At 71.7% G+C, this 17,890-nt stretch carries 17 protein-coding genes; 10 read left to right on the plus strand and 7 right to left on the minus strand.

Translation table 11 applies throughout. From position 1 onward, the window contains the following. Positions 1 to 15: 15 nt before the first annotated feature. Positions 16 to 852, minus strand: coding sequence for a GH25 family lysozyme (locus tag QSK37_RS15550; protein WP_285621078.1), 837 nt, complete (start codon positions 850 to 852; stop codon positions 16 to 18). Between the two features lie 606 nt (positions 853 to 1,458). Between QSK37_RS15550 and QSK37_RS15555 the strand changes: the two genes are divergently transcribed. Next, positions 1,459 to 1,932 carry an NAD-dependent epimerase/dehydratase family protein gene (locus QSK37_RS15555; RefSeq protein ID WP_285621080.1) on the plus strand — a complete coding sequence of 158 codons (474 nt, stop codon included), beginning with the start codon at positions 1,459 to 1,461 and terminating at the stop codon, positions 1,930 to 1,932. Positions 1,933 to 1,956: 24 nt separating this feature from the next. Here the strand turns inward: QSK37_RS15555 and QSK37_RS15560 are convergent, their stop codons facing one another. Further along, positions 1,957 to 2,436 carry a MarR family winged helix-turn-helix transcriptional regulator gene (locus QSK37_RS15560; protein ID WP_285621082.1) on the minus strand — a complete coding sequence of 160 codons (480 nt, stop codon included), beginning with the start codon at positions 2,434 to 2,436 and terminating at the stop codon, positions 1,957 to 1,959. A gap of 85 nt (positions 2,437 to 2,521) precedes the next feature. On the opposite strand from QSK37_RS15560, the gene QSK37_RS15565 reads away from it, so the two are divergent. Beyond that, on the plus strand, positions 2,522 to 3,166 hold the full coding sequence (locus tag QSK37_RS15565; protein ID WP_285621086.1) for an FMN-dependent NADH-azoreductase: 645 nt from the start codon (positions 2,522 to 2,524) through the stop codon (positions 3,164 to 3,166). A 204-nt stretch (positions 3,167 to 3,370) separates the two neighbouring features. On the opposite strand, the gene QSK37_RS15570 is transcribed toward QSK37_RS15565, so the two are convergent. Further along, the gene (locus QSK37_RS15570) at positions 3,371 to 5,458 is read right to left on the minus strand and encodes a M6 family metalloprotease domain-containing protein (protein WP_285621088.1); all 2,088 of its coding nucleotides are present in this window, start codon (positions 5,456 to 5,458) and stop codon (positions 3,371 to 3,373) included. Positions 5,459 to 5,688: 230 nt separating this feature from the next. On the opposite strand from QSK37_RS15570, the gene QSK37_RS15575 reads away from it, so the two are divergent. The 3 genes from QSK37_RS15575 to QSK37_RS15585 all read left to right on the plus strand — a co-directional run bounded on the left by QSK37_RS15575 (position 5,689) and on the right by QSK37_RS15585 (position 8,842). Then, complete coding sequence (locus tag QSK37_RS15575; RefSeq protein ID WP_285621090.1) at positions 5,689 to 6,117, plus strand: hypothetical protein; 429 nt, start codon at positions 5,689 to 5,691, stop codon at positions 6,115 to 6,117. 173 nt (positions 6,118 to 6,290) lie between these two features. Next, the gene (locus QSK37_RS15580; protein ID WP_285621093.1) at positions 6,291 to 7,703 is read left to right on the plus strand and encodes a hypothetical protein; all 1,413 of its coding nucleotides are present in this window, start codon (positions 6,291 to 6,293) and stop codon (positions 7,701 to 7,703) included. Further along, positions 7,700 to 8,842 (plus strand): ARPP-2 domain-containing protein, encoded by a 1,143-nt coding sequence (locus tag QSK37_RS15585; protein ID WP_285621095.1) that lies wholly within the window; start codon positions 7,700 to 7,702, stop codon positions 8,840 to 8,842. The genes QSK37_RS15580 and QSK37_RS15585 overlap by 4 nt, the downstream gene beginning before the upstream one ends. A 137-nt stretch (positions 8,843 to 8,979) precedes the next feature. On the opposite strand, the gene QSK37_RS15590 is transcribed toward QSK37_RS15585, so the two are convergent. Then, complete coding sequence (locus tag QSK37_RS15590) at positions 8,980 to 9,435, minus strand: winged helix-turn-helix transcriptional regulator (RefSeq protein ID WP_285621097.1); 456 nt, start codon at positions 9,433 to 9,435, stop codon at positions 8,980 to 8,982. Positions 9,436 to 9,510: 75 nt separating this feature from the next. Here QSK37_RS15590 and QSK37_RS15595 point away from each other — a divergent pair, with 75 nt between their 5' ends. Continuing rightward, complete coding sequence (locus QSK37_RS15595) at positions 9,511 to 10,227, plus strand: SDR family oxidoreductase (protein ID WP_285621099.1); 717 nt, start codon at positions 9,511 to 9,513, stop codon at positions 10,225 to 10,227. Between the two features lie 438 nt (positions 10,228 to 10,665). Next, positions 10,666 to 11,490: an Imm1 family immunity protein gene (locus QSK37_RS15600; protein WP_285621101.1), complete on the plus strand. Its 825-nt coding sequence runs from the start codon at positions 10,666 to 10,668 to the stop codon at positions 11,488 to 11,490. On the opposite strand, the gene QSK37_RS15605 is transcribed toward QSK37_RS15600, so the two are convergent. From QSK37_RS15605 to QSK37_RS15615, 3 genes are all read right to left on the minus strand, one after another. Then, positions 11,487 to 13,259, minus strand: coding sequence for an NAD-binding protein (locus QSK37_RS15605; RefSeq protein ID WP_285621102.1), 1,773 nt, complete (start codon positions 13,257 to 13,259; stop codon positions 11,487 to 11,489). The two genes, QSK37_RS15600 and QSK37_RS15605, sit on opposite strands and share 4 nt — an antisense overlap. 70 nt (positions 13,260 to 13,329) lie before the next feature. Then, on the minus strand, positions 13,330 to 14,073 hold the full coding sequence (locus QSK37_RS15610; RefSeq protein ID WP_285621104.1) for a dienelactone hydrolase family protein: 744 nt from the start codon (positions 14,071 to 14,073) through the stop codon (positions 13,330 to 13,332). Positions 14,074 to 14,216: 143 nt separating this feature from the next. Further along, the gene (locus tag QSK37_RS15615) at positions 14,217 to 14,984 is read right to left on the minus strand and encodes a hypothetical protein (protein ID WP_285621106.1); all 768 of its coding nucleotides are present in this window, start codon (positions 14,982 to 14,984) and stop codon (positions 14,217 to 14,219) included. Positions 14,985 to 15,194: 210 nt separating this feature from the next. Here QSK37_RS15615 and QSK37_RS15620 point away from each other — a divergent pair, with 210 nt between their 5' ends. The 3 genes from QSK37_RS15620 to QSK37_RS15630 all read left to right on the plus strand — a co-directional run bounded on the left by QSK37_RS15620 (position 15,195) and on the right by QSK37_RS15630 (position 17,889). Beyond that, positions 15,195 to 15,770 carry a flavodoxin family protein gene (locus QSK37_RS15620; protein ID WP_285621107.1) on the plus strand — a complete coding sequence of 192 codons (576 nt, stop codon included), beginning with the start codon at positions 15,195 to 15,197 and terminating at the stop codon, positions 15,768 to 15,770. Between the two features lie 116 nt (positions 15,771 to 15,886). After that, the gene (locus QSK37_RS15625) at positions 15,887 to 17,056 is read left to right on the plus strand and encodes a helix-turn-helix domain-containing protein (RefSeq protein WP_285621108.1); all 1,170 of its coding nucleotides are present in this window, start codon (positions 15,887 to 15,889) and stop codon (positions 17,054 to 17,056) included. A gap of 263 nt (positions 17,057 to 17,319) precedes the next feature. Beyond that, on the plus strand, positions 17,320 to 17,889 hold the full coding sequence (locus QSK37_RS15630) for a dihydrofolate reductase family protein (RefSeq protein WP_285621110.1): 570 nt from the start codon (positions 17,320 to 17,322) through the stop codon (positions 17,887 to 17,889). Position 17,890: the final 1 nt, after the last annotated feature.

Genomic DNA, 17,890 nt, shown 5'->3' on the forward strand with positions numbered 1-17,890 from the left:
TCGGGCGTTGAGGGGTCAGGGGGTGTTGTTGGCCAGGGCGATGAGCCGGTCGTGGGAGCCGTTGAACACGTCCTGGTCACCGGGGAAGGTGCCGGAGTCGGCCCACTGCCAGATCGTGTAGAAGCCCCAGCCCGCGGGGAGCGTGCCGACGCTGCTGGAGTAGCGCGCGATGGCCAGCGGGTCGTTGCTCGCGTAGGCGCTGGTGTTGCCGGTGCAGGTCGTCCACCAGTCGGTGGTCGTGTAGATCGTGGCCCAGCGTCCGGTCTTGGCGTGGTACTCGTTCAGGAAGCTGGTGATCCACGAACGCATCGACGCCTGGCTGAGGCCGTAGCAGGTGGCGCCGTTCGGGTTGTACTCGATGTCGAGCATGCCGGGCAGCGTCTGGTTGTCCGCCGACCACGCGCCGCCGTGGGCGGCGAAGTAGTCGGCCTGGGCGGCGCCGGTCGAGCTGGCCGGCTGCGCGAAGTGGTAGGCGCCGCGGACCAGGCCGGCGTAGTAGGCGTTGGTGTAGTTGGCGCTGAAGTTCGGGTCACGGTACGTCGTGCCCTCGGTCGCCTTGATGTAGGCGAACTGCGCGCCCTGGTTCTTGACGGTGGTCCAGTTGATGGTGCCCTGCCAGTGGCTCACGTCAAGGCCGGGCAGACCGCCGGGGGCGAGGAGCGGCGTCGCGCCGGTCCGGTGCTCGTGGGCGGCGACGGTCGAACCCATGTAGTCGCGCTCGGGGTGGGCCATGGGGTTGGGCGTGGCGGCGTGCGCGGGCACCGTGAGACCGATGGTCGCGGCGCCGACGGCAGCGGCGACGGTGGTGACGGATCTCAGCCAGCCGGTGAGGCGGCGGGGGGACGCGGCCATGGGGGCTCCTTCAAGGGGGCGGGTTCCAAGAGGACTTGGCAGCACCTAGATTTCGACAGATTCTGACCTTCTCCGCAATGCCAGCGAAGGAATTTGCCTTACCCGCGGTTTACACGGCGTGAATTTCGCCACGTAAAAGGGGTTCACGCCGACACCCGGCCGCATCCGGCCAGGGCGTGCGCCTTGACGAACTCCGGTCGATCGGAGTTCCAAGGTCATCTGGCATGGTTGAAAATCTCTTGAACTCTGGGCCGCGCGTCACCCCGGCAGATGATCACATGAGGATTCTCGTCACCGGCAACCTGGCGACCAAGATCCCGTCCCCGACTCAGGCCGCCCGCGCGAGCGCGTGGTCCGAGACCGAGCGCATCCGGCGGGGGCCTCGCGCCACCTGGTCGACGCGGCGCTGGAGGCGGGCGCAGGCCGGTCTGTCCAGGAGTCGATCTGCTTCATCTACGCCGGCCGGGGCCACGCGTGGATCGACAAGGACGTGCCGCTGGACCCGCCGCCCTTCGGCCGGGCCAATGAGGCCGCCGAGGTCCAGGCGCGCCGGTTCACCGAGGCCGGCGGCACCGGGGTGGAGCTGCGCTTCGGTCGGTTCTACGCGTGGGATTCGACCTGCACCCGGTACATGCGCCGGATGGCGCGCCGACGGCTGCCCGCCATCCCCGGCCCGAAGGACGCTACGCGTCGGCCGTCGCCGCCCTCGGCGCGCCCGCCGGGACCTGGAACGTCACGGACGACCGGCCGCCGACCCGCGGGGAGTTCCACCGGACGCCGGCCGAGACGCTCGGCGTACGGCCGCCCGTGACCACCGGCTCCCTGCCGCTGCGGCTGAGCAGAGATCTCGGCTTCTACCTGCGCTCGCAGCGGGCCTCCGACCGCCGTTTCAAGCAGGCGACCGGCTGGTCACCCCGCCTCACGGCGCGGGCGCCGGCCGGCGGGCGATGGTCGCCGAGCACCCGAACGGCCAGGGCCGGTAAGTCCCCGTCCGTGGCGAGCGGTGTCCGCAAGGCGGTGGAGGGTGTCAACCCGGCGCCGACCGAAACGGCGAGGCGTCACCTGGGCACCGTGCGGTAGGACAGCGGAGGTCTGAGACCGGCTCTAGCACTGCTCGGTGTCGGCGTCGTCGCCGGTGCAGACGATCGGCACGCCGGTGGCGGCCTGCTGGAGCAGGCCGTAGAGCGTCTCGCGCTGGGTCTCGTCGAGCGCGCCGAGCACGTCGTCCTCGACGGCGGCGAGCGCGCACTCCGCCTTGACGAGCACGCGCGCCCCCTTGTCGGTGAGCACGACGACGTGCCGCCGGCGGTCCTCGGGTGAGCGACGGCGCTCGATCAGGCCGTCGCGCTCCAGGTCGTTGAGCAGGCCGACGACGTTGGTGCCGTCCATCTCCAGCGTGCCGGAGAGGGCCTGCTGCGAGCAGCCTCCCTGCTGGCGCAGCACCGTCAGCGTGACGAGGTGCCGCGGGCGCAGGCCCAGCGGCGCCAGCACCGACTCCGCACGCAGCCGCATGCGGCGCGCGAGGTGGTCGAGGAGCGCGCCGGACCGGTGCACCGGCTGGTTCACGACGGGGAGCTCGACCACACCCCGATTCTAGCCGCAGCCGCCATCGATCCGTGTGGTACAAATAGCTTGCCCTACACAAACGATTAATCAGGGACGAACGATCATGGCTCATCTGCTGCACATCGACTCGAGCATCAAGGGCGACCAGTCCGTCAGCCGGAGGCTCAGCGCCCGCGCCGCCGACGCATGGCGCGCGGCCCACCCCGACGGGACCGTCACGTACCGCGACCTCGGCGCCCATCCGCTCCCCCACCTCGACACGGCCGGCGGCCTGGCCCGGATGGTGTCGCCGGAGGACCACACTCCGGCGCAGGCGGCGTCGTGGCGGCTCAGCCAGGAGGTCATCGAGGAGGTCCGGCAGGCCGACACGATCCTGCTGGGCCTGCCGCTCTACAACTTCGGCGCACCGAGCAGCGTCAAGTCCTGGGTCGACCACCTGATCGGGCCGGGCTCGGTCGACTCCGAAAGCGGCACCGGCCTGCTCGGCGGCCGCGAGTTCATCGTCCTGGCCAGCCGCGGCGGCGGCTACGCCCCCGGCACGCCCCGCGACGGATGGGACCACGCCGAGCAGTGGCTGCCGCACGGCGTGTCGATGACCGGCCTGGAGCCGCGCTTCATCACCGCGGAGCTGACGCTCGCCGAGACCACGCCCGCGATGGCCGAGCTGATCCCGCTCGCCGTCAAGAGCCTCGCCGCGGCCGAGGACGCGATCGACCGGCTCTGGACGCCGGCGTCCGTCGCCGTCTGATCACCGGACGCCGCGGCCGGCGCGGGGGACGCCGGCCGCGGCCGTCTGATGGTCACGCTCGCGTTCGCCGGTCGCGCACGCCGCTCGTGTTCGCCGGTCGCGCCCGCCTCCTCACTCACTCCACGGACGGCTCATACCTCACCGGCCGCGCCGCTCGCTCGTCAGCTCGCCGCTCGTGTTCGCCGGTCGCGCTCGCCGCTCCGGTCAGCCGACGGCCGCGCAGACGGTCGTCGCCTTCTTCGTCGGGTCGCTCTCGGACGTGGCGGTCACCTGCACCGTGCCGAGATGGGCCGCGCCCGCGGTGTGCTGGGCGTACACGGTCACCGCCGTACGCCCGCCGGCCCTGGCCGTGGCTAGGTCGTTCGGCAGCCAGGCCGACCAGCCACGGCCCGAGGCGGTCGCGGACAGCCGGTACACGTCGGCGTCGGCGTACGGGGCGGTGCCCGCCGTGCCGGTGTTGGTCAGCGGCAGCGTGCACCTGGCCCAGCCCCGCTGCGGCGCGGCGACCCCGGCGCCGGGCGACAGCCGTACGCCGCGGCGCTGCGTGCCGGCCCCGTCCAGCGAGCGGATCGCGACGGTGTACGACAGCACGCCCGACTTGTCGCGTTTCAGGTCCAGCACGTAGAAGTGCAGCCGGTTGGCCTGGTCGACGTACTCGTACTGGCTGCCCGAGTCGGCCCCGGCGTGGAACAGCGCGTCGGAGAGCTGCCGGTAGTCGCCGATCGTCATCTTCTGCGGGGTGCCGTTCGGCAGCACGAAGTCCACCTTGTCGATGTCCTCCGGGTGCGCGTCGACGACCCAGATGAACGGCGCCGCGTCGCGGTCCTTGGTCTTGGACAGCAGCACGCCGCTGTCCGGTGTGAACGAGTCGTAGCCCATCCGGTCGACGACCTCGACGGTGTAGTTGTCGTACCCGCCGCCGTCGCAGAGCGGATCGGCCGAGACGTCACAGGCCGGGTCGTGGTCGCCGCCGTTCATCACCACGTTGACGCCCGTGAGCTCGCCGGACTTCGGCCGCACCTCACGCGCCTTGACCCTGGCCACCACGACACCCGACTGGGCGAGGCCGTCGCGTGAGACGTTCAGCACGCTGGCCGGGTCGACGATGCCGAGCCTCACCTTCTCGCGGAGCATGTGCTGGGCGCCCATCGAGCTGCCGGCGGTGGCGGGAATCAGCCAGCGGCTGTGCGGGCCGCCGGGCCCGTTGAACGTTCCCCGGCTGAGCATGTCCCACGGCCCGGAGTAGTCCCGCCGTGGCGGCACCGAGTACGGGTTGTTGTAGTTGTCGCCGATGCCGAGGATGTGGCTGAACTCGTGGGCGAAGGTGCCCATGCCCGAGCTCTCGGCCTGGATGGAACTGCCCGAGGCGGCGTTCGGCCAGATGTTGGCCGCGGCCTGCCAGGACGTCCAGTCGACGTACCGGGTCTTGTTCCAGTTGGGCAGTGCCGGGTCCGGCGGCCCCCACTCGTCGGTGACGTCGTCGCGGCCGTCGAACTTCATCTGGCCGAACTCCTGCCAGGTCGACGACTCGTCCTGGCCCGCGCTGAGGAAGAACACGAAGTCGTACCGCGCGGCGACGTCCGCGCCGACGTCCGCGATCCACGCGGCACGGGCGTCCCTGCGGAAGTCGCGGTTGCACGTGTCGCCCGCCGGGCAGCCCGTGCTGCCCTGGAAACTGGACTCGACGCCGTACTCGTAGCTCTTGCCGGGCATCCGGTACGGCCCGAACGCGCCCAGGTCGATGCCGTAGCGCCCGCCGGAGTCCTCCATCCAGTACTCGTTGATGGTGTGCCCGCGGTTGAGGTCGCCCGGAGTGTTGAGGAAGTCCTGGTAGAACCGCGGCACCTGGTCGCGCGGCACGTCGCTGACCGAGGTGGGGTTGCCGTAGATCGTGGAGTTCTTCGGCCGGCTGATGACGAACGACACGCTCGGGTAGTCGACCAGGACGAGCGCGCCCTTGAAGTTCTTGATCGAGCCCTTCTCGGCCGGGTCGTTCCAGTGGGTGCCCGGGATCGCCTTGTAGTCGTCCCACGTCATCGTGTCCGGCAGCTCGTAGTCCTGCGGGTCGATCGGACGTGGCACGTTCGGCGCGAACGCGCGCTGTGTCCGGCTCCGCTGCCACGGCTGCGTCTGGGGCCAGTGCCGCATCTGCCAGGGGTTGGCGGCCGGTTCGGGCCGCGGAGCGGCGGTCGCCGCCGCGGCCGAGGTCGCGGAAAGCAGGGCCAGTGTCACGACGAACACCGCGCACAGCGCCTCCCACCGGCGCCGGCGGGTCCTCCCGGGGTTACCCATGTGACGTCCTCTTTCATCGAGGCCAGGGGCGATGCCGTTCCAGCGGGGAACACCAGGGGGTGGCGGGGGACTCCGCGGCGGGACGGACGATCGATGATCTCCCGAGGGCACGGTTCGTGCCAGAGACGACTTCCCGTCCCGTCGCGCGACGTGCGCACCCCCCGTACGGGGGCGTCCGGCCACGAGGGCTAACGTCCTGGTGGGGGACTTGATCAACAAGGAGACACCGGATGAGACTTCCGATGAGGGCGAGGACCGTGCCGGGCCGGGTGACCACCGGCGCGTTCCTCCTGCACAGTGGGCTGGAGCACTGGCGCGGAGGCGACGAGCAGGCGTCCGGCGTCCACACGATGGCCTCGAACGCGTTCCCGTTCCTGAAGACCGTCCCGCCGCGCCGGTTCCTGCGCCTTCTGTCGGCCGCGGAGATCGCCACCGGCACCGCGCTGCTCGCCCCGGTCGTCCCGCCGGCGCTGGCCGGCGTCGCCCTCACCGGTTTCTCCGGCGGCCTGCTCGCCCTGTACGCGCGCACTCCCGCGCTCCGCAAACCGGGCAGCATCTGGCCGAGCCAGGCGGGCCTCGGCGTCAGCAAGGACGTCTGGATGCTGGGCATCGGCCTGGACCTGCTCGCCGGCGCCGTCGCCGACCGCCGGAGGCGCTGATCCCGGCGGCCGGAAATGAGCGGCGCCGGCCGGGATGTCGGTGTTACCGTGCCGAGGCCGGCCGCGGGACTCCGGTGCGACTTCCGGAACCCGCCTGTTAAGCGATGATTCGCAGCTCGTGCCCCCACTCCCCGGCCGGCTCCGGCGTCTGAGGGGGGATTCCGATCGAGACCATGGCGGATCTGATCGCCGCGGACGACGTGCTGCTGTTCGTCAACGCGGCGATCACCTCCACGGGCCAGCGCGAGTTCCACTCCGGCGCGGAGGAACAGGGCCTCTCGCTCGGTTTCCTGCACCGCTACCTGCTCGTCAACTACCGCGACCTGTACGCGGCCACGCTGGCGCTCGACATCAACGACCACAACGCCGCGCTGATCGTACGGAACCTGCTGGTCACCGCGGCCGAGGCCGACGCGGAGCAGCGACGGGCCGAGGGCCGCCTCATCGCGCGGCGGCTGGAGCTGCTTCCGCCCCAGCGGGTGTACGCCCTGTTCCGCGAGCTGCGCCGCGCGAGGGTCAACAACCGCCGTACCCGGGCGATCATGCGGGACTGGCTCGCCGCGCGCCCCGACCCGGCGTTCGACGCGGTCAAGTACCGCGGCGCCGTGAAGGACGCCGTACGCCACGCGCACCTGCGGCCGGACGGCGAGCTCGGCCCGTTCCTGTTCGCGTTCCGGCGGCCGGCCGCCTACACGACGCCGATCCTGGAGACCTGGCGCCGGGCCCACTACGACCAGACCGCGCTCTACGCGCTCCCGTACACGGTGGCGGAGGGCTTCGCCGCCAAGCACCGGATCCCGCGCGCCGCGTTCCTGGAGCGGATCGCGCCCCGGCTCACCCGGCTCGAACGGCTGCGCCTGCAGGAGTCCGCGCGCGAACGCGGAGCCGGCGCCGTACGGGCCGACCTGACGACCATGCCGCTCACCCGCCTGGCCTCGTACGTGCTCGGTCTCTCGCTGGACGAGCGGGCGCGCCGCCGCGGCGAGCTGACGGAGGCGCTGCGTGCGTCCGCCAGGCGCACCGCCGGTGACCAGGCCGGACGCTGGGGCAGGGTGGTCGCGGTCCTCGACGACAGCTTCTCGGCCTACGGGTCGGGCACCAAGCGCCGCCGCCCTCTCGCGGTCGCGCTCGCGTGCCACTTCCTGCTGGAGGCGCTCGCCGCCGACTACACGCCGCTGTGGCTGTCGGGTCGCGACGACGCGCTGCTCGTCCACCCGTACGGCGCGACGCCGCTCGGCGAACGCGTCCTCGACGGGCTCGACCTCGGCCCCGACCGGCTCGTCATCGTCTCGGACGGGTGGGACAACGCGCCGCCGGGCCTGGCCGGAGAGGTGCTGCGGGTCTGGCGCACCCGGCTGGACCCCGGCCACACCTGCGGCGTCGTGCACCTCAACCCCGTCTACGACGCCGACGGCTTCGACGTACGGCGGTTGACCCCGGTCGTCCCGACGGCCGGCATCCGCGACGCCGAGGATCTGGTCGCGCTGACGGAGCTGGCCCGGTTCGCGGAGGGACGCACCGGGCTGCCCGAGCTCCGCGCCCACCTCGACCGCCGCGTCGCGGCCTTCCTCGGGGAGGACACGTGATCGAACCGGCCGGCCTCACCACCCGTCCCGCGCAGGTCTGGGGCGGCGTACGGCTCGTTCCGCTGGTCCGCGAGACGCCGATCGAGGACCTGCGGCTCGACGTCCGGCTCCACGACGCCGACTTCGGGGTCGTCGCGGTCGACGCGCGGACCGACTACTGGTCCTACATCCCCCACGGGTACGTGGCGACGTGGGGCGACGACGCGCCCGCGGCGGCGTACGGGACCCAGCTCCTCAGCCCGGCCGAACGGACGCGGACGCCCGACCGGATGGCGCTGCGGTTCCACCGGCGCATGGCACGCCGCGTGGCCAAGAACCGTCTGCGGTTCCTGCCGCTGCACCTGGCCCTGGAGGGGTACCTGGCGCTGCACTTCGGCGGCCCGGAGATCGCGTGGCGGGAGTGGTCGCACCGCGCGATCAGTCACGGACTCTCGCCCCGGGTCGAGGAGGCCTACACCGGCGCCGTGGTGCGGGGCCTGGACGACGCCCTCCGCGTCTTCGAGATCCACGCCGGCCAGTGCGGGGTGCTCCTGTACGTCGCGGACGCCCTCGCCTCCGCCTTCGTCGTCCCGCGTCCCGCCGACTACCGCGCCCTGCACGGCACTCTGCTCCTCGACCTGTACGGCGAACTGATCTACCACTACGCGATGCTGAGCATGCCGGTGCCCGACTTCGGCGCGCGCATCGCGGACGCGAACGTGCGCTCGCTCGCGGACCTGCGCGCCGAGGCGGCCCGGCAGCGGGAGGAGTGGACGGCCTTCCACGACGAGGTCATGGCGGGCGGGCTGCTGGGAGCGGACTACACCTACGAGCACGTGTACGAGCTGGGCCCGTACCGCTTGTCGCGGTTCCTGCCGCCGTTCGAACGGCGGCGCGACAACCACATCGGCGAGCTGATCACCGACGAGAGCGGACAGGTGGCGTACCTGAAGACGTTCCGGCTGTCGGAGAACCAGGTCCGGCGCGGCCACCTGCTGACCGTCCTCGCCGCGAACGACTGGAGCCTGCCCGGCACGGCCGCGGCGCTCGGCGTGACCGAGCCCGAACTCGGCCGCCGCATCGAGAACGCGGGCTTCGGCCACCTGCTCCGCCAGGACGTCCGCGACCACTACCGCGCCCGCCGGTCCCACGCCGGCTGACCGACGCCGCGGGACGACGAGCCGGGCCACCGGCGCGAGCCGGTCCGCCGCTACCGGTCCCTGGCCCGGAACAGACTCGCCGCGATGGCCGGGCATGGTTCCGTGGGCTCGCGGGTACGCGACGCGACTACCCGGACTCAGGCCGGGTAGGAGGCGGTCGGCGTGAACCTGACGTCGTCGAGCCGGACCTCTCTGCCGGTGTCGTCGACGAACGCGACGTGGAGCGGCCGGTCGTCGCGGGCCGAGCGCCGGGCGACCGTCGGGCCGACCGCCGGGGGCCGGTGCGCGTCACCCCACTGTTGCAACGCACCGAGGATCGGCCGCAACTGCTCTCCCGCCGGCGTCAGGTAGTAGGCGTACCGGGTCCGGCGGCCGGGCTCGCGGTACGGCCGCTTCTCCATGACGCCAGCCTCGACGAGGGCGGCCAGCCGGTCGGCGAGGACGTCGCGGGCGATGCCGAGACGGTCACGGAAATCCTCGAAGCGCGTGATCTGCTCCAGGTCGGCGTCTCTCAGGATCAGCAGGGTCCACCGGTCTCCCACCACCGCGAGCGCACGGGCGATCGAGCAGTAGTCGGCGTCACGGGGGTTCATGGCTCGATTCTACCCTGCGTTGCTTTTTCAAACTCAGCACTCTAAGTTGGAAAAACCAACCCAATGGGAGAGATCATGGACATCAAGAACTCGCTCGCGTTCGTCACCGGAGCCAACCGCGGTCTCGGCCGGAGGTTCACCGCCGAGCTGCTCGCCCGCGGAGCCGCCAAGGTCTACGCCGGGGCCCGCGACCCCGGGACGGTCGACCTGCCCGGAGTCGTCCCGGTACGCCTGGACGTCACCGACCCCGCCTCGGTGGCCGAGGCCGCGGCCGCCGCCCCGGACGTCACCCTGTTGATCAACAATGCCGGGATCAGCACGCACACGCGGCTGACCGACGGCGACATGGCCAACGTCCGGCTGGAGATGGAGACGCATTACTTCGGCACCCTGGAGGTGACGCGCGCCTTCGCCCCGAAGCTGGCCGCAAATGGCGGCGCGATTCTCAACGTCCTGTCCGTCCTGTCCTGGGTGCACTACCCGGACTACGGCGCGTACAGTGCGGCCAAGGCCGCCGCGTGGGCGATGACCAACGTGATCCGGCAGGAACTCGCGCCCTCCGGCGTCGCCGTGACCGCGCTGCACGTCGGCTACCTGGACACGGACATGGCCCACTACGTCGACCCCGCGGACAAGACCGATCCCGCCGTCGTGGCCGCCGCTGCCCTGGACGGCGTCCAGGCCGGCATTCCCGAGGTACTGGCCGACGAGCGCAGCCGGAACGCCAAGACCGGCCTGTCCGGCGGGCTGGAGCTGATGTACCCCCACGTGTTCACGCCGGCCGGCGAGTAGCGACGCGTACGAGGACGGTCCGGCCTCAGGACGGCTCGCGCCGTCCGGTGCCCGCCGATACGAGGTCAGACACCGGGCGTGACGATCCTCGTTCGGGGGCCGCTCTCCCCTGACGCGTCGGCGGTCAGGACCGCTCCTCAACGGTCCAGCCGACGCCGCGCGAGGCGAGGGCGTCGAGGAAGGGGGCCGGTAGGTCCGGCCGGTCAGCCCGTCGCGCCGACGGGGACCTGAGTCGCGACCACGGCCTGCGCATCGGGCCGGCCGCGGAGGGCGTTGATGACGCGGTCGCGGTCGCGGATCGGAATCCGGATTCGAAAGTCGGATTCTGATGCATTCCCCGAAATCCCCCGCCGGGGTGAAGGCGTACCGCCGATGTGAGGTTTCCCGGTGTCTCCGTCGTGGGACGTACGTGACGACGCCGCAGTGGGAGAATGGACCGTGTCGCTAACGGGCGAGGTCAGGCAACAGGTCGTCGGTGTGATGGAGCTCTCCGCGCAGGCGCGCGAGTCCGTCGAAGAGGCCGGTGAACTCCTCGATTCGGCGGCGCGGCGCCTGACCGCCGTGCTGACCGCGTCACGTGATCCCCAGGCCGCGCAGGCCGTACGCTCGCTGCTCCTCGCGCAGGAACGCCTCGTCGAGGTCGCTGGGCTGTTCGGCTGGGTCACGAGCGAACTCCCCGTCTTCCTCAGCCGCCTCGACCAGGCGCCGAGCGCCCCGGCCGGCGCCGGCCCGGCGGTGACGACCTCACACCGTCGGGGCGGGGAGAAGGGCACATCGGTGTCACGGCCCGAGCGCCCCGAGGAGCCGGAGGCCCCCGAGGAGAAGTCGTTCATGGGCTGGTGGGGCACGAGATCACGGGAGGTCGCCGACGCCGGTACCGCCGAGAGCGTCATCGGTGAGGCCGCGGACCGCCTCCTGACCGGCGGACCCCGCGGGGTCGCGATCCGCTTCGGCAAGGGTGAACGCGAACAGGCGCCGCTACGGATCTACATCGACACGTCCGCGGGCCGGGCCGCCGTCTCGTGGCAGGGCAGCGCGGGCGTGGAGTCCGGCGTCGACCCGGACGAGGCGCTGGTCGTCGAGGAACACCCGAAGCGCCCGCCGGTCACCATCCCGCCGGAACGCGCCCGCGTCACCCCGGCGACCGCGATCCGCGCCGCCCGCGAGTACGTCGAGACCGGCCGGCGCCCGACCTGCCTGAACTGGAACGCCGACCCGCCCCCGTCCCGGGTGGAGGAGATCCGTTCGGGCGAGGCCACCTAACGTCCGCGCCGCCGTGGGAGACCTCGCCGCAGGATGGCGCCGAGCCGGCCCGGCTTCCCGGAGGAGACGGCTCGGTCCCGGCCGTCCGGAGACGTCGGCGCCCCACTGCGGGCGAGGAGCCGCCTGAGGCCGTCTCGCGTGGCCACGACGACGAGCGAATCGCCCGGCGTGAGGACGTATCCGTCCTCCGGGTTCCACTCATGGTCCATGCGACCGCGCGGCCGGACGGCGAGCACCCGATAGCGCTCCGGCTCGCCGGCCTCGCTCACCGGGCGTCCGTCGAGCGCGGACCCTGGCTCGATCGGCACGTCGGCGATGAGCATCACCTTCCGGCCCACTGGGATCGTCGCGAGGACCTGCCGGTCCAGCATCGCCCTGGCGAAGGCGGACACGGTGATGGACGACATCGTGCCGACCACCCGGTCGGCGTCGAGGCGCCGGTACACACGCGAGGCGAAGTCGTCGTCGGTGAGCCGCAACACGACGCGGACGTCGGCGCGGATCGCGCGCGCCTGCACGCCGACCTTGACGTTGCTGATGTCATGGCCCGTGGCCGCGATCACCGCCCGGGAGGTCTGGACCCATGCGTCCTTCAGCGTCTCCCGCCGCGTGCCGTCGCCGAACACGATGGGGATCCGCGCTCGGCGCGCCAGATCCCTGCTCGCCGCTCCTTCGCCGGTGTCCACGCCGACCACGAGTACGCCGAGGTCGGCGAGTTGCGAGGCGACGCGAAGACCGAGCTCGCCGAGACCGACCACCACGACGTGCCCGCTGATCGGGTAGGTCAGTCGCCGTACCGGATCGACCCGCGCTCGGAACCTCGCGTCGACGAACGCCGCGGTGACGGCCGGAACGAGACCGAGCGAGGCAAGGGTGACCGCGGTCTGAGCCACCTTCGCCGCGCTGTTGAGCGTGAGATCCGGGGTGGCCGCCCCCGCGATGTCCAGGAGTACCAGGTAGACCGCCTGCGGGAATCGATAGCCGGCGGCGACGCCCAGCGCGATGCTGCCGACCGCGACCGCCACCATGAGCACCGACAGGACCTTGGGCAGCGGGCCGCGGAAGACCAGGGCGAGCGCGTCCCGGTGCGTCACGGTGCGGTTCCAGAGACGGTGCAGCCGATGGCGGAAGGTCCGGCCGGCGATCGCCGGGGCGGTGGCGAGTAGGAGGTCGGCCCGCTCCTGGTCGGCCGGCAGCAGCCGGGGGCCTCCGTCCGGATCGCTGGTGTCCGCGAGGCCGCAGAGCACCTGCTCCGGCCGGTCCTTGCGCTCGACGACGTGCAGGGCGCGTCCGGCGACGACGATGCGCCTCGGCTGTTCGTGGCCGAGCGCGGCGGCCACCAGGAACGGTGCGGCCATCGCGGCATCGGACAGCGCCGCACAGTTGTCGAACAGGCTCACGATCCACGGGCCGAGAGTCATATCCGACATGCGTATGACGAGCCGGGCACCTGGATTCAGTTCCTGCACCCGCAGCGCCGCGTCGATGTTGTCGTTCTCATCGGCGCCGACGAACGCCACCGCCCGCGCCGATCCGGCGCGGGCGACCTGGAGAACCTCCTCGTTCAACGCCGTCGCTTCAAGAACCCTCACCCGCGACGATGGCGGGACCTTCGGCACGCGGCCCGGCACTTTGGGGGAAAAGATGACATTGACGTCTTGGTCGTATTGCGCGGACAGTTCAATGGCAAGCCGGAAAGCGAGCACCGTGTCGCCGCAAACGACGAGATGGCCACCGGAGATGGCACGATGTCGGCGAATGGACGGCATGCCGCGATACTAACGGCGCCCCGACGACGCAGACCGTACTTTTCCCCACGACCGCCGACCGGAGAAAGTTCTAGTCCAGCACGTCGGCCAGGAACGTACGGATGGCGGCGAACGAGCGTTCGTCGGTGGGGCGGTCGTACGCGACGCCGCCCGACCCCGGCACCGCGTTCGTGTGGGTGAAACCGTGCTGGGCGCGGCCGTAGACGGTGAGCTGCCAGTCGGCGCCGGCGCGGTTCATCTCCTCGGCGAAGACCGCGACGTCGCTCATCGGCACGTGCGGGTCCGCGGCGCCGTGGCAGACCAGGATCCTCGCCTTGACGGCTCCGGTCTCGGCGGGCCGGGACGTGGCGAGGGTGCCGTGAACGCTGACCGCGCCGGCGAGGCCGGCTCCCTCGCGGGCGAGCGTGAGCGCGGCCATTCCGCCGAAGCAGAAGCCCACGACGGCTCGGCCCACGCCGGCCTCGGGGCACCGGCCGAGGGCGTCGAGCCCGGCCTGAGCCCGCCGTACGAGGCGGTCCGGGTCGTCGCGCATCGCCATGAGAGTGGCCATGATCCGCTCGCGGTCGCCCTTGACGCCCTCGCCGAACATGTCGCAGGCGAGGACGGCATATCCCAGCTCCGCGTACCGTCGCGCCTGGTCACACGCATGATCGTCAAGGCCGGCGCCGCCGTGGACGAGGAGGATGCCGGGCCGCGGGGTGTCATGCGTCTCGTCCCAGAAGAACCGGCCGTGCAGCCGGGCGTCGCCGTCGTCGTACGGCAGATCGCGTGCCGCGATGGAAGTGGAAGTGGCCTTTGGAGGAGAATTCGTCACACGCGGAGGCTAACACCAGAAAACGCGTATAGCGCTCTATCATAGCACAATTAATTGAATTTGTATAGCAATTCCTAATTGCGGTTCTGTCTCAATGGAGAAGGGGCGGACGCTCGCCGCGCCCGCCCCTTCCCGTTCACGTTCTAGTGGTGGTGCTGCATCCCGGCGCCACCGTGGTGGACCGGAACACCGGGCCGGTTCCAGCCGCCTCCCGGGTGGACCGGGCGGTTCCAGTTGCCGGGACGGACCGGGATGACCGGGACGACCGGCCGGTTCCACCCCCCGTGGCCCGGCCGGACCCACACGGGCCGGTGCAGCGCCATGCCCCGGTGGTACCAGCCGCCGATGTGGAAGATCGGGACGGCCGGGCGAACCCAGGTCCCGCTGTACGGCGAGGCGACGCGGAGGACCTCGGCCACCGCGGCGTCGCTGGGCACGCACTGCACCGGCACGCTGCCGGCCTCCGCGCTGTTGGCGGTGAGTTCGATGCCGCCGACGCTCAGCAGGTCGGTGCCGCCCATGACCGGCGCCCAGTCACCGACCATGTCGCCGGCGAGCACGCCCTGGGCCGGCACGGCCCCGCCGCCCCCGGTGACCTGGAAGGTCGAGTGCTCCGCGCCCCGTACGTTGATCCACGCCGCCCCGCTCCAGGAGGAGATGGGCAGCGGCGCCTGCAGGCTCAGGCTCGAGATGTGCAGGCGGAACCGGGCCGGGCCGTTGAAGGTGGTGCCGGGCGAGGCGAGCCATCCGTTGAGGACGGCGGCGGTCTGCCCGAGGTTGCCGATGTTGCAGGTGTACGCGGCGGAGAACGCGGAGGCCTGGGCGGGTGCCTGCCCCACGACGGCGCCGAGACCCCCGACCGCGAGGGCCGTCGTGACGGTCACGGCGCGCCTGCCGAGCGACTTGATCATCTGAGCTCCTTGTAGGTATGTCCCGGAGATCGACGTCATCACCCGCCGAAGCGCCGTACGCCCACGCCGCAGGCCCTTTTGCCAGGTCCGATGACGATCAGTACCGCCCCATGGCGGAATCGGCGCCGCATGCGGCCGGGCGGAATCAGCGCGCCCGCGCACCGGTTGACGAGGATCGCCCCGGAAGGCTCCGATGCGCCAGGAGACGCCATGTCCCTCGACCAGCCCGATGCCGCCGCACGAAGGTTCCTGTTCGTCCTGGGAAGTTCCCGCGCGGAGGGCAACACCGAGACGCTGGCCCGGCAGGCGGCGGCACGGCTGCCCGCCGAGGTCGAACAGCGGTGGATACGGCTCGACGACCTGCCGCTGCCCGCGTTCAGCGACGTCCGTCACGCCGGCGGTCCCGGCTACGCCGAGCCGACCGGCAATGAGCGGCTGCTCCTGGACGCCACGGTCACGGCGACGGACGTGGTGATCGTGTCCCCGCTCTACTGGTACAGCGTCTCGGCGGCCACCAAGCTCTACCTCGACTACTGGTCGCCGTGGCTGCGCGTTCCCGGCGTCGACTTCAAGGCCCGGATGAGGGGCCGGACCATGTGGGCGATCACGGTGATCAGCGAGGAGGACCCGGCCAAGGCCGATCCCCTGCTGGGCACTCTCCGGCTCACCGCCGACTACCTGGGGATGCGGTGGGGCGGAGAGTTGGTGGGGTACGCCGACCGGCCCGGTGACATCCGCGCCGACGCGGACGCTCTGGCGGCGGCGGAGAAGTTCTTCACACCGTGAGGCCACCCCTACCTCTCGCGTGAACACGCAGGTCAGCCCGCTTCCAGGCCCCTGGCCAACCTCGGAGGTCGGTCGTAACGTGGGTGGTGACCACGGCTGCGGGGGGTGCAGTGATCGTGTCCGATGCCCCGACCATCGGTGACCGGCTGAAGTTGCTCCGGCACGAACGTTCCATGACCCGGCGCGAGCTCGCGGACCGATCCGGGGTGAACACCGACGTGATCGAGAAGCTGGAGCACGGGCGCCGGCAGACCGCCCGTGCGACCTGGCTGATGAGGCTCGCCGGCACGCTGAGGACGGAGCTGTCCGGCCTGCTCGGCCGGCCCCGCCCCGAGGACAGCGCCGTACGCGACGCCGTGACCGCGCCGGAGTCCACCCCCGGCGTCGATCCGGACGACGCGGGCGAGGCGCCCGACGTCGGCGAACTGCGCGACGCCGTCACCGACGCCTGGCGCGCGTACTGGTCGGGCGACCTGCCGCACGTGGCGATGAGGCTGCCGGGCCTGATCGGCGAGGCGCGTCTCGCGTACCTCGGCCTGGGCCCACGGGCGGCCGCGCCGCTCGCCGACGCGCACCACCTGGCCGCGCGCCTGCTGTCGAGCCTGGGCGAGACCGACCTCGCGGCGCTGGCCGCACAGGAGGCGATCCAGGCCGCCGAGAGCGGGGACGACGAGCTCCGGTGGACGGCGCTGCACGGCTCGTACTGCTCGGCGCTCCTGCACCAGCACCTCACCGGCGTCTGCGAGGCCCACGCCGTGCACATCGCCGAGGACACCGAGCCGCCGCTGGGGGCCGCCGAACTCCGCCGCCTGACGGTGTGGGGCAACCTGATCCTCACCGCGATGGCCGCCGCCGGCACGACCACGCGAGCGGGCGCGGTGCACGACTACGTCGGCCTGGCCCGCTCGGCGGCGGGTCGCTTCGACCGCGAGCATCTCGACTATCACGTACGGTTCGGCCCGTCGGAGGTGGCGATGCACGCCACGCACGCGTACACGCTGTTGCGCGAGCCCGGTCTGGCCCTGCGGGCGTCCTGCGCCGTGCACCGGGAGGACCTCCCGCGTGCGATGTACGGCCGCCACCTGCTCGACGTGGCCCAGGCCCAGGCGCAGCTCATGGATCTGCGGGCGGCCGAGTCGACCCTGCAGGAGGCCGAGAGCCTGTCCCGCTGGTCCTTCCGCGACCACGGCCCCGCGTACGCCGTGGTCGGTGAACTGGTCGAGGAGATGGCCCACGTCTCCCCCGACCTGCGCCGTATGGCGCAGGAGGTCGCCATCGAAGGCTGACCCTGGCCCTGCGGCGCCACGGCACGCTGCTGTACTACGGCGCCCTCATCGGCGAGGTGCCGACGATCGGCATGCGCGAGCTCCCGGCCGGCATCAAGGTCTGCTACCCCGTCTTCCGCGACCGCATCCCCACGCGGGCCGCGTCGTGGCCGGGAGGGATTTCTCGCGATCTCCCGCAGGAGATGTCAAGACGGCGGGGACGGCTCCGACTCTTCCGTGAAGGCGCGCCCCGCCGGGGCGCCACGGGAGCCGAGGAGCTCGTCATGCGAAAGATCATCTACTGGGTCCACGCGTCCATCGACGGTTTCATCGCCGGTCCGAACGGGGAGTTCGACTGGCCGGCCGTCGGGCCGGAGCTGTTCGCGTACTCCAACGGGATCAACGAGCACGTGGACACCCTGATGTACGGACGGGTCGTCTGGGACTTCATGGCCGCCTACTGGCCGACGGCCGACGCCGATCCGGAGACCACCGACGAGCACGCCCGGTCGTTCGCCCCGTACTGGCGGCGGACCCCGAAGGTCGTGGTCTCCCGCACACTGGAGAAGGCCGCCTGGGACGCCCGCGTCATCGGCGCGAACCTCGCCGAGGAGGTCGCGGAGCTGAAACGAGGGCCGGGCAAGGACATCCTGCTGACCGGCGGCGCCGAGGTCGCCGCGTCCCTCACCGACCTCGGCCTGCTCGACGACTACCGCATCGTCATCCACCCGGTCGTCCTCGGCGGCGGCCGGCGGCTGTTCCTGGAGCCGAAGGACCGCGTCGGCATGACGCTCGTCGAGTCGCGGACCTTCGACTCGCAGACCGTCATGCTCCGCTACGAGCGCCGGCCCTGAG

The organism is Actinoallomurus iriomotensis (assembly GCF_030269445.1).
In the GTDB taxonomy this organism is placed as follows: domain Bacteria; phylum Actinomycetota; class Actinomycetes; order Streptosporangiales; family Streptosporangiaceae; genus Actinoallomurus; species Actinoallomurus iriomotensis.